The organism is Pseudomonas sp. BS-2016, assembly GCF_001806145.1.
GTDB classification, from domain to species: Bacteria; Pseudomonadota; Gammaproteobacteria; order Pseudomonadales; family Pseudomonadaceae; genus Aquipseudomonas; species Aquipseudomonas lundensis.
Genome location: NZ_MLCT01000013.1, coordinates 309658 through 323209, shown reverse-complemented (window position 1 = coordinate 323209; position 13552 = coordinate 309658). Strand labels below are relative to the sequence as shown.

Annotated in this window: 11 protein-coding genes; 4 read left to right on the top strand and 7 right to left on the bottom strand. The window is 59.5% G+C overall.

Features of this window, described 5'->3' with window-relative positions:
- Window position 1: 1 nt before the first annotated feature.
- The 5 genes from ssuD to BKD70_RS03460 form a co-directional block, all read right to left on the bottom strand.
- On the bottom strand, window positions 2-1150 hold the full coding sequence (gene ssuD / locus BKD70_RS03480) for an FMNH2-dependent alkanesulfonate monooxygenase (RefSeq protein WP_047278574.1): 1149 nt from the start codon (window positions 1148-1150) through the stop codon (window positions 2-4).
- Window positions 1151-1181: 31 nt separating this feature from the next.
- Entirely contained in the window at window positions 1182-2147 is a 966-nt protein-coding gene (locus BKD70_RS03475) for a sulfonate ABC transporter substrate-binding protein (RefSeq protein WP_047278576.1), read from the bottom strand.
- Window positions 2148-2234: 87 nt separating this feature from the next.
- Window positions 2235-2828 (bottom strand): NADPH-dependent FMN reductase, encoded by a 594-nt coding sequence (gene ssuE, locus BKD70_RS03470; protein ID WP_047278578.1) that lies wholly within the window; start codon window positions 2826-2828, stop codon window positions 2235-2237.
- A gap of 214 nt (window positions 2829-3042) precedes the next feature.
- Window positions 3043-3681 (bottom strand): peroxiredoxin, encoded by a 639-nt coding sequence (locus BKD70_RS03465; RefSeq protein WP_047278581.1) that lies wholly within the window; start codon window positions 3679-3681, stop codon window positions 3043-3045.
- Between the two features lie 294 nt (window positions 3682-3975).
- Entirely contained in the window at window positions 3976-5319 is a 1344-nt protein-coding gene (locus BKD70_RS03460; protein ID WP_047278583.1) for an OprD family porin, read from the bottom strand.
- 498 nt (window positions 5320-5817) lie between these two features.
- Here BKD70_RS03460 and tauA point away from each other — a divergent pair, with 498 nt between their 5' ends.
- Genes tauA through tauD form a run of 4 tightly spaced genes read left to right on the top strand, consistent with a single transcriptional unit; the run spans window position 5818 to window position 9345 of the window.
- Entirely contained in the window at window positions 5818-6798 is a 981-nt protein-coding gene (gene tauA, locus BKD70_RS03455; protein ID WP_047278585.1) for a taurine ABC transporter substrate-binding protein, read from the top strand.
- A 27-nt stretch (window positions 6799-6825) separates the two neighbouring features.
- A complete protein-coding gene (tauB, locus tag BKD70_RS03450) occupies window positions 6826-7620 on the top strand; it encodes a taurine ABC transporter ATP-binding subunit (RefSeq protein ID WP_047278587.1) in 795 nt (264 codons plus the stop codon).
- Complete coding sequence (tauC, locus tag BKD70_RS03445; protein ID WP_047278589.1) at window positions 7617-8456, top strand: taurine ABC transporter permease TauC; 840 nt, start codon at window positions 7617-7619, stop codon at window positions 8454-8456. The genes tauB and tauC overlap by 4 nt, the downstream gene beginning before the upstream one ends.
- Before the next feature lie 55 nt (window positions 8457-8511).
- Window positions 8512-9345 (top strand): taurine dioxygenase, encoded by an 834-nt coding sequence (gene tauD / locus BKD70_RS03440; protein ID WP_047278591.1) that lies wholly within the window; start codon window positions 8512-8514, stop codon window positions 9343-9345.
- Window positions 9346-9375: 30 nt separating this feature from the next.
- Here tauD and BKD70_RS03435 read toward each other — a convergent pair whose 3' ends face one another.
- Window positions 9376-12300: an RHS repeat-associated core domain-containing protein gene (locus BKD70_RS03435; RefSeq protein ID WP_052892489.1), complete on the bottom strand. Its 2925-nt coding sequence runs from the start codon at window positions 12298-12300 to the stop codon at window positions 9376-9378.
- A gap of 90 nt (window positions 12301-12390) precedes the next feature.
- Window positions 12391-13395, bottom strand: a complete 1005-nt coding sequence (locus BKD70_RS03430) for an LLM class flavin-dependent oxidoreductase (RefSeq protein WP_047278592.1) — start codon at window positions 13393-13395, stop codon at window positions 12391-12393.
- Window positions 13396-13552: the final 157 nt, after the last annotated feature.

The window sequence follows — 13552 nt, the reverse complement described above, 5'->3', positions numbered from 1 at the left end:
CTCAGCTCTGCGACGCAGCTTTGGGAAGAATGTCGTTGGCCACCATCTCGCCAAAGGGGCTCACGTAACCGGCGCTTTTCGGCAACTCGGGACGCTCGACATCAAGGTGCGGGAACAGCAATTCCGCCACGCGATACGACTCCTCCAGATGCGGGTAGCCCGAGAAGATGAACGTGTCGATGCCCAGGTCGGCGTATTCCTTGACCCGCGCGGCCACCGTCGGGCCATCACCGACCAGCGCCGTGCCTGCACCGCCGCGTACCAGCCCCACACCGGCCCACAGGTTAGGGCTGACTTCGAGGTTGTCACGGCTGCCGCCATGCAAGGCGGCCATGCGCTGCTGGCCCACCGAGTCGAAACGCGACAGCGATGCCTGCGCCCGGGCGATGGTGTCGTCGTCCAAATGGGAAATCAGTTTGTCAGCGGCTTTCCAGGCCTCTTCATTGGTTTCGCGCACGATCACGTGCAGGCGTATTCCGAAGCGCACGGTGCGACCGAGCTTGGCGGCCTTGGCACGCACCTGTTCGATCTTTTCAGCGACCGCCGCGGGCGGTTCGCCCCAGGTCAGCACCATCTCGACTTGCTCGGCGGCCAGGTCCTGCGCCGCTTCCGAAGAGCCCCCGAAGTACAGCGGCGGGCGCGGTTGCTGGATCGGCGGGTAGAGCAACTTGGCGCCTTTGACGCTGATGTGCTGGCCGTCGTAATCAACGGTTTCGCCTTCCAGCACACGACGCCAGATGCGGGTGAATTCCACAGACGCCTGGTAGCGTTCTTCGTGGCTGAGGAACAAGCCATCACCGGCCAGTTCTTCCGGGTCGCCGCCGGTCACCAGATTGAACAGCGCGCGCCCGCCGGAGAGTCGATCCAGGGTCGCAGCCTGACGCGCCGCCACCGTGGGCGAGACGATGCCGGGGCGCAAGGCCACGAGAAATTTCAAGCGCTGGGTCACTGGAATCAAGGACGCGGCCACCAGCCACGAGTCTTCGCAGGAACGGCCGGTGGGGATCAATACGCCGCCAAAACCCAGCCGATCTGCGGCTTGTGCCACTTGTTGCAGGTAACCGTAATCGACAGCGCGGGCGCCTTCGGAGGTGCCAAGGTAATGGCCATCACCGTGGGTAGGCAGGAACCAGAAAATGTTGAGGCTCATGGAGTGGTCTCCTAAATGGGTACGGCAAGCGTTAAAGGGCTTTGGCCACAGCGGCCGGTGGCGTCCAGATCACGTCTTTCACCACCAGCGGCTTGGGGATCAGCTTGAGCTGGTGAAAGCTGTCAGCGATTTTTTGCTGCGCGTTGACCACATCCGGGGTCAGGAACTGCGCGCCGTAGCCCTGACGCTTGACCGCTGTCAGCGTGATGTCGGGTGACAATCCCAGCAGCGGGGCCACTTGCTGAGTCACCTCGTCAGGGTTGGCTTTGGCCCAGTCGCCAATGTTGCGCACTTCATCGACCAGGGTTTCGATCACCTTGGGATGCTGTTCGGCGTAAGGCTTGGTGGCCAGATAGAACTGATGGTTGTCCGCGATACCGCTGGCATCGCGCAACGTGCGGGCGTGCAGTTGTTGCTCGGCGGCGGCTTGGTACGGGTCCCAGATCACCCAGGCATCGACACTGCCGCGCTCGAAGGCGGCTCGCGCATCGGCCGGGGGCAGGAAGACGGTCTGGACATCGGTGTACTTAAGGCCCGCGTCTTCCAAAGCCCGCACCAACAAGTAGTGGACGTTGGAGCCCTTGTTGAGCACAACTTTCTTGCCTTTGAGATCGCTGACCGAGGTGATCGGTGAGTCCTTGGGCACCAGGATTGCTTCACTGGTGGGGGCCGGGGGCTCGTAGGCGACGTACAGCAAATCGGCGCCTGCGGCCTGGGCGAACACCGGCGGCGTTTCGCCTGTCACGCCAAAGTCGATCGAGCCGACGTTCAAGCCTTCCAGCAGTTGCGGGCCACCGGGGAATTCAGTCCATTGAACGTCAACACCCTGCTCGGCCAGACGCTTTTCCAGCGTGCCTTTGGCCTTGAGCAGCATCAGCGTGCCGTACTTTTGATAACCGATGCGCAGGGCATCCGCTTGGGCTTCCAACACAACGCCGAAGGACACAGCCGCAGCAAACAGTGCGACCAGACCTCGACGCAAAATGACAGGGCGCATGGCGCTCTCCTTTTGTTATTCGAGATTCAGATAGCACCTGCCGAGCCGTTAGCGGATCAGTAAGGTGGGACGACATAAACGGGTGTTTCAAATACTCCAGCGAGCCGTCACCAGACGGTCGTTGAGGATGTTCGGGTCCAACGGTTTTGGGCGACGGGCCAGAGCGCTGTAGAACTGTTCCAGCGACTCGTTCAGCCGTTGCTCCAGCACCGGGGCCAATTGGGGCTGAGCGCTGCCTTCGCCATACGCAATCTGGCTGTCGTCAGCAAAAATGCCGTGCAGCATTTCCTGTGCCTTGAGCGCCGACAGCACAGGCTTGAGGGCGTAATCCACCGCCAGCATGTGAGCGATGCTGCCTCCGGTGGCAATCGGCAACACCACTTTGTGGCTCAGTGCGCGCTCAGGCAGCAGGTCGAGCACGGTTTTCAATGCGCCGCTGAACGACGCTTTGTACACCGGTGTCGCGATGACCAGCCCGTCGGCGTTTTCGATCTGTTGCAACAAGTCGATGATCTTCGGGCTGTCGAAACGCGCATGCAGCAAGTCTTCAGCCGGGAAATCACGCACCTGATAGCTCACCACTTCGACGCCTTGCTGGTTGAGCCAGTGTTTGGCGCGGTCCAGCAACACCCCGGAACGGGATCGTTGGCTTGGGCTTCCTCCGAGTGTCACGACCAGCATCTAGAGATTTCCTTGCATGAATGTGTGCAAACCGCTGTCAGCGTTTTCGCTTGAGTGGACAGACCATAACAGGCGATTTTTATATCCATAAATCATATTTATTCATTTGTTTATTCTTTATTTGCATATGCGACAAGGCATGTATTCCGTCTCGCCGCCGCCCCGGCCAACGGCCCGCTGCACTCCGACACCGGGCCAGGGCGCTCAGGCTGTGTTACTTGTTCGGCTGTGGCGTCAGGCGCAGATAGGGCTTCACGGCACGGTAGCCTTTGGGGAAGCGCTGCCGGATTTCCTCCTCGTCCTTGATGGACGGCACGATCACCACTTCGTCGCCGTCTTGCCAGTTGGCAGGGGTGGCGACTTTGTAGTGATCGGTCAGTTGCAGCGAATCAATGACCCGCAGGATTTCGTGGAAATTGCGCCCGGTACTGGCGGGATAGGTGATGGTCAGGCGAATTTTCTTGTTCGGATCGATCACGAACAACGAGCGCACGGTCAGCGTGTCACTGGCATTGGGATGAATCAGGTCGTACAGGTCACTGACCTTGCGATCGGCGTCGGCCAGGATCGGGAAGTTCACGACGGTGTTCTGGGTTTCGTTGATGTCATCGATCCACGCGTGGTGTGAATCCACCGGGTCCACCGACAGCGCGATGGCCTTGACGCCGCGTTTGGCGAATTCATCTTTGAGTTTGGCGGTAAAGCCCAGCTCCGTGGTGCACACCGGGGTGAAGTCCGCGGGATGCGAAAACAACACCCCCCAACTGTCCCCCAGCCATTCATGGAAGCGGATCGGGCCAGCGCTGGAATCCTGATCAAAATCGGGGGCGATGTCGCCGAGTCTGAGGCTCATGGTGCAGCTCCTTTTTATAAGGGTTGGCGGGGCGTAGAAGCCTCACTCTGCCTGCCTCATGAATGAATTAAAAAGAATGAATATCGATTTATTTAGATCAGAATCGAATATTAAAAAGTGTTTCATTGGACGCCCAAAAGCACCGGGTCCACTCTGGACTCTGGTTTAGGCAAGGGGAGCGGCAGGGAGCTGCGACGATGATTGTGTTGCGAATTGATCGTTCTGGTCTTCGGTAAACACCCTGCCCGGCATTGCGCCGGGCAGGATTTTTCTTACCTTTGCGCTACGCCCGAATTACAGCAACGGGATCGAGTAGCTGACGATCAGACGGTTTTCGTCCTGATCGCGCTGGTTGGCAATGTCGTTGCGCCACATGGCGTTTTTCCACATCAGGCCCAGGTTTTTCAGCGGGCCTTCCTGCACGACGTAGGCAACCGTGATGTCACGTTCCCACTCGGAAGCGCCATTGCTGGTTTGCTTACCGCCGCTGTAGGTGTCGATGTTGTCACCGCGCAGGTAAACAGCGCCGGCGGTCAGGCCGGGTACACCCACCTTGGCGAAGTCATACGAGTAGCGTGCTTGCCAAGTGCGCTCGCCGGCACGGCCGAACTTCTGGATCTGCATGTCGGTGATGGTGTAGTTCGACGAACCGTCGCCCTGGTTCAGCCACGGGAAGTCGCTGCTGCCGTTGCTCACCTGATAGCCACCACCGAACGTGTGACCTTCAACGGTGTACAGGAAAAGGCCGCTGTACAGGTTGTTGGAAACCTTACCTTTACCGTTAACACTGCTGCTGTAGTCGCCGTTGCTGAAGTAAGCCGGGTCGTACGCATTTTTACCGTCATCACGGCTGTTGAAATAACGCAGGTCGGTTTTCAACACGCCCGGGCCGATCGACCAGTTGTGTACCAGACCGAGGAAGTTCTGTTTGTAGAACTTGTCCAGGTTGCCGTAGTAGTACTGCAGCAACAGGTCTTTGGTGACTTTGTAATCGCCGCCAGCGTAGATGAACTTGTTGCTGTTGGCAGTGCGAGCGCTCGCGCCACCAATCGACATCTGCTCGTTGTTGCTGGAGTTACGGCCTTTAACGTGCTCGATCTGACCACCGATCAGGGTCAGGTCCTTGAACTCGTTGGAGGTTATCTGGCCACCTTCAAAGGTCTGAGGCAGCAGACGACCATCGTTGTAGGAGATGACCGGCAGTTTCGGCATCAGGGTGCCGTAACGCAGTTCGGTCTGGGAAATCTTGGCTTTGGCGGTCAGGCCCAGGCTGGAGAAATCATTGACTGCACGACCGTCGCTGTCGGTAGGAAATACCGTGCCACCATAGTTTGAGCTGGTCGGGTTACCGTGACGGCCTTTACCGGAATCAAGACGGACGCCCAATAGACCGATAGCGTCAACGCCAAAACCGACTGTCCCTTGGGTAAAACCAGAGGTGAAGTCCAACTGGAAGCCTTGGCCCCATTCTTCTTGGTAGCTGGCGTTCTTGGGTGTGCCCGAATCGCGGTTGTCGTTATTGATGTAGAAGTTACGCAGTTTCAGCGTGGCTTTGCTGTCTTCGATAAAACCGGCAGCGCCCGCTTGTTGTGCCAACAAACCTACGGCCACAGCCACGGCCAAGGTGGACTTGTTCATTGTCTTGCTCCTTTGCATTTCTAATTTTTGTAGTTCTTTAGCCCGAAATCTGACGTCTCGGTGCTACAGATGCGCGATTAGCGCCAGACAGTGACTGACAAGTCAATCGTAACTTTTCGTGTCTACGACCTTTGTCTAGTCCGCTGTCCTTTGTGCGTAGGTTAATGGCTTTCTGTTAAACCCAAAAAGAATTATTTCTAAAATTATCAGATCAAACAGCTATATACAGCGCCTTTTCCAACGCGCAGGTGAGGGAATGCTATCGGCCTTTGGTCTAATTTCTAAATGGATATTTATGAATTTTTTAAGTCTGTTTTCTTATAAGGCGATCAACGGATCAGGGACGCGGAAAATCGCCGGATCAGTTTTCGTGAGCGCACGCTCAAGCCGAACGAAGAACTTCATAAGCTAATGCTTAAAAGTTATTTATTTAGCGATTCTTAGATCATTTAACCTCGCTTCCTGCCGATATCCGGCCGCCTGTCGAGGAGCTTCAACGTGAAACAGTATTCTCCCCTACGCCTTTTGGCTGCTTTGTCCCTGGCAACAGCCAGCTTCTTCGCACAGGCCGCCACGGATCTCACCGTTGCCTACCAAACCACCGTTGACCCGGCAAAAGTTGCTCAGGCAGACGGCGCTTACGAGAAAGCCATCGACGCCCCCATCAAGTGGCGCAAGTTTGATAACGGCGCAGACATCATTGCCGCTATCGCGTCGGGCGATGTGCAAATCGGCTACCTGGGTTCCAGCCCGTTGACCGCGGCGATCACCCGTAACGTCCCGGTCGAAACCTTTTTGATAGCCACTCAGATCGGCGGCGCTGAAGCGCTGGTAGCGCGCAACGGTTCAGGCATCAACAACCCGCAGGATCTGATCGGTAAAAAAGTCGCCGTGCCGTTTGTATCAACGGGCCACTACAGCCTGCTGGCCGCGTTGAAGCACTGGAACATCGACCCGTCGAAGGTCACGATTCTGAACCTTGCGCCGCCCGCCATCATTGCCGCCTGGAAGCGCGGTGACATTGACGCTACGTACGTGTGGGACCCGGCGCTGGGTGCCGCCAAAGAAAACGGCAAGGTGCTGATTACCTCCGGCGAGTTGAGCACGTTCGGCGCCCCGACGTTTGATGCGTGGATCGTGCGCAAAGACTTTGCCGCCAAACACCCGGACGTCGTCAAAGCCTTCGCCAAGGTGACCCTGGATGCTTACGCCGACTACCACAATGACCCGAAAGCCTGGCTGGCCAATCAAAGCAACATCGACAAGCTGGTGAAGCTGTCGGGCGCCAAAGCGGCTGATATCCCGTTGTTGCTGCAAGGCAACGTCTACCCGCTGGCCACCGATCAGGCGGTATTGCTGGGCGCGCCCACCACCAAAGCCCTCGCTGACACAGCGGCCTTCCTTAAAGAGCAAGGCAAAGTGGACGCCGTGCTGCCTGACTACGCGCCGTCTGTGAACGCCCGCTTCGTCGCTCAATAACTCACGCTTTTTCAGGAGCCGCCCGACATGGCCTTGTTATCACTGGAGCGCATCAGCGCACAGTACCCGGGGGCTGCCGAACCGGTGCTGTCGGACATTTCCGTCAACCTCGGCCCTCAGCAGTTGCTGGTCGCACTCGGCCCGTCGGGCAGCGGTAAAACGTCGTTGCTGAACCTGATTGCAGGCTTTGTCGAACCCAGCGGCGGGCGTATCACCCTCGATGGCGCGCCGGTCCATGGCCCCAGCGCCGAACGCGGCGTGGTGTTTCAAGATGACGTGCTCCTGCCTTGGCAAGACGTACTGGCCAACGTCGGCTTCGGCCTTGAACTGGCGGGTATCGCCAAGGACAAACGCGAAAGCCGGGCCCGCGAAATGCTCGCGATGGTGGATTTGTCGGGTTTTGAAAAACGCCGGATCTGGGAGCTGTCGGGCGGGCAGAAACAGCGCGTGGGGCTGGCCCGTGCGTTGGCGGCCGATCCTCGCGTGCTGCTGATGGACGAACCGTTTGGCGCCCTCGATGCCTTCACCCGTGAACAGATGCAGGAGCTGTTGCTGCAAGTGTGCCGCCGCACTGCCAAGCCGGTGTTCCTGATTACCCACGACATCGAGGAAGCCGTATTTCTGGCCACGGACCTGATTCTGCTGGCACCGAATCCGGGACGCATCGTGGAACGCCTGACGCTGGACTTCGGGCAGCGCTACAACGCCGGAGAGTCCGCGCGCTCGATCAAGTCGGACCCCCGTTTTATTGAAACCCGCGAACACGTGCTCGAACGCGTGTTTTCGCAACGCGACGCCACCCGGCGGCAGGAGCGCGCATGAGCAGTTACGAACTGGCGAACGACGCCACCCCACCCGCAGCGGCCCATGCACCGCGCCCGGCCAAACGGCCACTGAGCACACGCTGGATCAGCCTGTTGACCCTTATTACGCTGATCGCTGCCTGGTGGGCCGTGACCGCTGCGGGCCTGATCGAGCCGCTGTTTTTGCCACCACCGTCCGCCGTGCTGGAAAAAGGCTGGCTGCTGGCAACCCGGGGCTACATGGATTCCACCTTGTGGCAGCACTTGGGCGCCAGCTTGAGCCGCATCGGGCTGGGCCTGGGGTGTGCGATTCTCACGGCGATTCCAGTGGGCATTGCGATTGGCCATAACCGCATTGCGCGGGGGATTTTCGACCCGCTGATCGAGTTCTATCGCCCGATCCCGCCACTGGCTTACTTGCCGCTGATCGTCATCTGGTGCGGCATCGGCGAGCTGTCGAAAGTGCTGCTGATTTACCTCGCGATCTTCGCGCCGATTGCCATTGCCACCGCCACCGGCGTGCGCACCGTCGACCCGGCCAAGGTGCGCGCTGCGCAGTCACTGGGCGCGACCCGCTGGCAGTTGATTCGGCATGTAATCCTGCCCAGTGCCCTGCCCGACATTTTGACCGGCGTGCGCATTGGCCTGGGCGTGGGTTGGTCCACGTTGGTGGCCGCCGAGCTGATCGCCGCCACCAGCGGCCTGGGGTTCATGGTGCAGTCGGCCGCGCAATTTCTGGTCACCGATGTAGTGGTGCTGGGCATTCTGGTGATTGCCATCATCGCTTTCGCCATGGAAATGGGCCTGCGCGCCCTGCAACGCAAGCTGGTGCCGTGGCACGGCCAGGCTCACTAACTGTTTCGAACTAACACGACGCTGATCCATCGGCGCGCTGATGAAGAGAATGACCATGAGCCTGACCCTTACCCCGCTTAGCGCTGCCCTCGGCGCGCAGATTGAAGGCGTTGACCTGACTCAGCCGCTGAGCATCGAACAGCGCGAAGCCATTGAACAGGCGCTGCTGACGCATCACGTGATCTTCTTCAGGAACCAGTCGATCAACCCGCAGCAACAAGCGCGATTTGCGGCCAATTTCGGCGATCTGCACATCCATCCGATTTACCCGAACATCCCCGAGCAACCCGAAGTGCTGGTGCTGGACACCGCCGTCACCGACGTGCGCGACAATGCGGTCTGGCACACCGATGTCACCTTCCTGCCAACGCCTGCCCTGGGCGCGGTGTTGAGTGCCAAGCAGTTGCCAGCCTTTGGGGGCGACACGTTGTGGGCCAGCGGAATTGCGGCATTTGAGGGACTGTCAGGACCCTTGCAGCGGCTGCTGGACGGGTTGACGGCGACCCACGACTTTACTAAGTCATTCCCGCTGGAGCGCTTCGGCTCCACCCCGGAAGACTTCGCGCGCTGGGACCAGACGCGCAAGAACAACCCGCCGCTGTCACACCCGGTGATACGCACGCACCCGGTGAGCGGTCGCAAGGCGTTGTTCGTCAACGAGGGTTTCACCACTCGCATCAATGAGCTGTCAGAGGCTGAAAGCGAGGCGCTCCTGAAGCTGTTGTTCGCCCACGCCACGCGCCCTGAATACACCATTCGCTGGCGCTGGCAGGAAAACGACGTGGCGTTTTGGGACAACCGTGTCACTCAGCATTACGCCGTGGATGACTACCGCCCCAACCGCCGCGTGATGCACCGCGCCACTATTCTGGGCGATGCACCGTTTTGATTCCCAGGGTTCAGGCAGTGAGGGCGCAGGCTACCACCTGAGCCCGTGGGGATCGGTCATAAAGGGCAGTGATTGACGCTTTGATGGCGGCACATGCACCTCTTGCAGCACAAAGTGGGTCGCAGACGGGGCATAGGCTCTGACAAGCGCCTGAGAGAAGCCCGCAGGCTTGATGGTGAAAGTCGACTCCAGCGGGTAAACGCTTTCGGCCTCATTGACCGGTGATGGCAAGGACATAGCAAGTTTGCCTATGACCGTGAACATCACGGGGTTCAGAGCCCCCCGACGTGTGTCGTAGGACCCCAGCGCAAACCGCTTGGCTACGCTCATCATGTCGCTCACCGACAGGAATTGCTCGGTGCGCACAATGTCCCCTTTTTTGGCTTGTGCGGACAGGGCTTTCAACCCCACATCGCTCACCCTTTGGCCTCTGTAGGTCGTCGTCACGGAGGCGCCGGGGTTGCTGCGAATATGCAGATTGAACAGCTCGACCGCGCGTTGGCGGGTCACACTCAACGCGTCACTCATGCCTGATTCGGCAGGATCAAACGTGACAGCGCCTTCGGGTTGCATGCCGGAGTAGGTCGTCTCGATGTCCGCTGCGCGCCAGTCGCCAGGGGCCGGATTGAAAAGAGGATTGGTCATCCACCTGGCCGCTTCGTTGAAGTAACTGGATGACGCGATATAGACCTGACCCAAGCCCTGCATGATATTGGCTGGCCTGTTGGCGCTGATGCTCACGGACGCGTTGTACAGGGCCATTTCTTCGAAACTGAACCCTTCAGCGCTTAATGCGTTGATGACATCCGCATGCTCACCGCCTGAAAGGCTATGCCGGAAGATGAATGTCTCCAGGGGCTGAAGGTAAACCGTCGGAAAATGCTCCTGAACGTAACGTTCCAAGGCCTGAACACGATTTGGCCTGAGATCCGAATAAGCGCCATTCAAGCCCATGCGATCACGTTTTGAAACCGGGTTGTTACCGACCATGACGTAGCGGTTCAAACCGTCCACGGCGCCCGCGGGGTCGGGGTTGATCCAGCGTTGCAACCATGGCGCGTAATAGCGAAATCCGTAGTAATACAACCCGCTGGCGTCCTGTTCCTTGCCCGCGTAACGCACCGTTTTGTAGGTGGCCTGCAACGCTGTCCGGGCCGCCCACCAGGCCGTGGCGCCAAAGGGGTAGTAGCTTTCCTGCGTGATTAACTGCCCGTGCCCGTCAAGCTCCAGCGTCGTGCTGCCCGACAGGTCTGCGAGGCTGAAACGCAACTGCGTGTCAGCCTCGGTGTTAATCCGGCTGCGGTCCCATTGCAACACCCTGACCCCGCTCAAGCCGGTTTGAACGGTAATGACATTGAGTTGCTCGCCGGTGGCCGTGTCTTCGCGGATCTCAAGCCCTGGCAAATACAAAACCGAACGGGTATGGACTCTGCTTGCGGCCAGGGTCGTGCGCACTTTCTGCACCCGTTGCCCGGCCGCGTCATAGGTATAAGCCTCCTCGTCGTTGCGAGCATCGGTGCGGTGAACCAGCGTGACGCTCAACAGGTGGTTGTTCACGCTCCATTGAAGGGCCTGCCCTCGACCCAGCGACAGTTGGTTGCCGTTGCGGTCAAACGCACTGCCCAGTCCAGGGGTTTGAGGCGTAACGGCCTCGTCGTCATGCAGTACTCCGTGATTGCTGGTGCTGGCCACCGCCAGGGTCCGTCGATAGCCGCTGCCGGTCTTCACGTGATGGCGTAACTGGGTCAGGTTGCCCGCCTCGTCGTAGGCGTACACTTGCCGGTAGTTGCGCCAGACCGTGTCATCTTTCACGCCAAACAGCTTGAGCTCAGATAAAGCCGGGGAGGGGCTGTTATTCGCGTTTTCGCGACCACTTGCAGAGGCCAACTGATAGAGCGTGTCGTAAGTAAAAGTACTGACCGGATCGACCTGGGCATTAAACGACCACTGCACCGGCTGCGCGTTGTCACGGATCCGGGTCACATTGCCCACCCGGTCATATTCATAGTTCAGGTCTTGCAGCGGCGACTTCGCCTCGCCAGCCCGATAAGCCTGCAACCGCTCCAGACGTCCATCAGGCTGCGCATACTGCGCCACTGTCATGACAGTGTTTGAAGCGCGTTCGGACTCCAACTGGCCACTGGCGTTGTAGGTGCGTTGATCGATCAGCACCTGGCGGCGCTCACCGTTGAGGGTGAGGGCGTTTTCGAGCAACAGCCCGTCGATGCCATAGACACTGTGCTGGCAATGCCCTTTGGCATCGGTTTGCCCGATGACGGCGGCGAACACGTCGTAGTGCCAGGCCGTAGTGAACCCCTCAGGCTTCAACCGTGCATCCCGCTCAGCCACCGCCTGCGGCCAGTCCACCGCGTCCAGTGACTGACAGAGCCTGCGCTGCTCGCTCAACACCTGCCCGGTCAACGAATAGTGCTCATAACGCAAAGACCCCGAGGCATCTTCATGCCGCACCAACCGCCCACAGCGGTTGGCGAGCTGGTCCTGTGGCGTGAAGCTTCCATAGGTCAGCACCTCGACGCAACGTTCGGCCAGTTCATCAGCGCCGCGCTCATGCCGTGCGATCAGTCGCAGCCATGGGTCGAACACCTGCCGCTGTTGCCCACCCCTTGAGTCCCAGCGCCTGAGCACCTGCCCCGCTGCTCCGCGCAACCACCAGCGGCTGCCCGCATCGACGCTGCGGCTAAAGAGGCGTTGGCCGCCGAGGCTGTACAGGGTGCTTTGATTGGAGGGAGGCGCGGGCGAATGGTCCCGCAGGCGATGCAAGCGCGGGTCCCACTGCTCCAGCAGCACGCCCGTCGCGCTAAACACCTGGCGGGTGATGCGCGCCCGAGCCGGTGCGCTGGAGGAGGTTCGGTGATAAGCCACGCGGCGCACACTCAAGCCACGTGGGTCAAAAGCGGCGAGGCTTGGCGTGTGGTGGTGCAGGGAGGAAGGCATGGGCATGACCGCAGGTAAACAAGGTCATGCCAGCCTGACGGCCCGATCAGGCCGTCAGGTAGTGGATAGTTATTGTGGCGTACGGGCCTCTCAGCGTTGCGTCATCACCTGCGCCAGCAATTCATAGGAATGAATCCGGTCAGCATGTTCGTACAGGTCGCAGGTGAACATCAGCTCATCAGCGCCCGTTTGCTCGACCAATACCTCGAGTTTGGCGCGGATCTTCTCGGGGCTACCGACCATGGCCAGGCCGAGGAAGCTCATCACCGCGTCTTTCTCATGCGGCAACCACACACCGTCCATGGTCTTGACCGGCGCTCGCTGCACCAGACTTTGCCCACGCATCAACGCCAGAATGCGCTGATAGACGGACGTCGCCAGGTACTCGGCGTGCTCGTCGGTATCGGCGGCCACCAGCGGCACGCCCAGCATCACGTAGGGTTTGTCGAGTACGGCCGAGGGTTTGAAGTGATTGCGGTAGACGCGAATGGCTTCATGCATCAAACGGGGTGCGAAATGGGAGGCGAAGGCGTAAGGCAAGCCGCGTTCACCCGCCAATTGGGCACTGAACAAGCTCGAACCGAGCAGCCACACAGGCACTTGGGTGCCGGTCCCGGGCATGGCAATCACGCGCTGATCCGGCGTACGCGGGCCCAAGTAGCGCATCAGCTCGGCCACATCCTCTGGGAAATCATCGGCACTGCCGGAACGTTCGCGTCGCAACGCACGCGCGGTCATCTGATCCGAACCCGGCGCACGGCCGAGCCCCAGATCAATGCGCCCGGGGTAGAGGCTTTCAAGGGTGCCGAACTGCTCGGCAATCACCAGCGGCGCATGGTTGGGCAGCATCACACCGCCAGAGCCCACGCGAATGGTCGATGTACCGCCCGCCAGATAACCGATCAGCACCGCGGTCGCGGAACTGGCGATGCCGTCCATGTTGTGGTGTTCAGCAACCCAAAAGCGGTGATAGCCAAACTTCTCCACGTGCTGCGCCAAATCCAGCGAGTTGTGCAGCGATTGGGCAGCGCTGCCGCCTTCACGCACGGGCACCAGATCGAGGGTTGAGAACTTGATATCGGACAGGTGTGTCATCAGCCGGCTACTCCTAATGGGACGCAGGCTCAGACGCTCGCCAAAACCTGCCAATGCTCTTTGCAATATGGGCATATACCCGAGTTTCAATAGCAGGCTACGAAATGAGCTACTAAAAAAGACGATTGGTCCGACAGGATGAACTTTACTCGGCCGA

Coding starts and splice junctions, on each gene's coding strand:
- BKD70_RS03460 (WP_047278583.1), bottom strand. CDS start 5,319: ATGAACAAGTCCACCTTGGCCGTGGCTGTGGCCGTAGGTTTGTTGGCA.
- BKD70_RS03430 (WP_047278592.1), bottom strand. CDS start 13,395: ATGACACACCTGTCCGATATCAAGTTCTCAACCCTCGATCTGGTGCCC.
- BKD70_RS03435 (WP_052892489.1), bottom strand. CDS start 12,300: ATGCCTTCCTCCCTGCACCACCACACGCCAAGCCTCGCCGCTTTTGAC.
- tauB (WP_047278587.1), top strand. CDS start 6,826: ATGGCCTTGTTATCACTGGAGCGCATCAGCGCACAGTACCCGGGGGCT.
- BKD70_RS03475 (WP_047278576.1), bottom strand. CDS start 2,147: ATGCGCCCTGTCATTTTGCGTCGAGGTCTGGTCGCACTGTTTGCTGCG.
- BKD70_RS03465 (WP_047278581.1), bottom strand. CDS start 3,681: ATGAGCCTCAGACTCGGCGACATCGCCCCCGATTTTGATCAGGATTCC.
- ssuE (WP_047278578.1), bottom strand. CDS start 2,828: ATGCTGGTCGTGACACTCGGAGGAAGCCCAAGCCAACGATCCCGTTCC.
- ssuD (WP_047278574.1), bottom strand. CDS start 1,150: ATGAGCCTCAACATTTTCTGGTTCCTGCCTACCCACGGTGATGGCCAT.
- tauD (WP_047278591.1), top strand. CDS start 8,512: ATGAGCCTGACCCTTACCCCGCTTAGCGCTGCCCTCGGCGCGCAGATT.
- tauC (WP_047278589.1), top strand. CDS start 7,617: ATGAGCAGTTACGAACTGGCGAACGACGCCACCCCACCCGCAGCGGCC.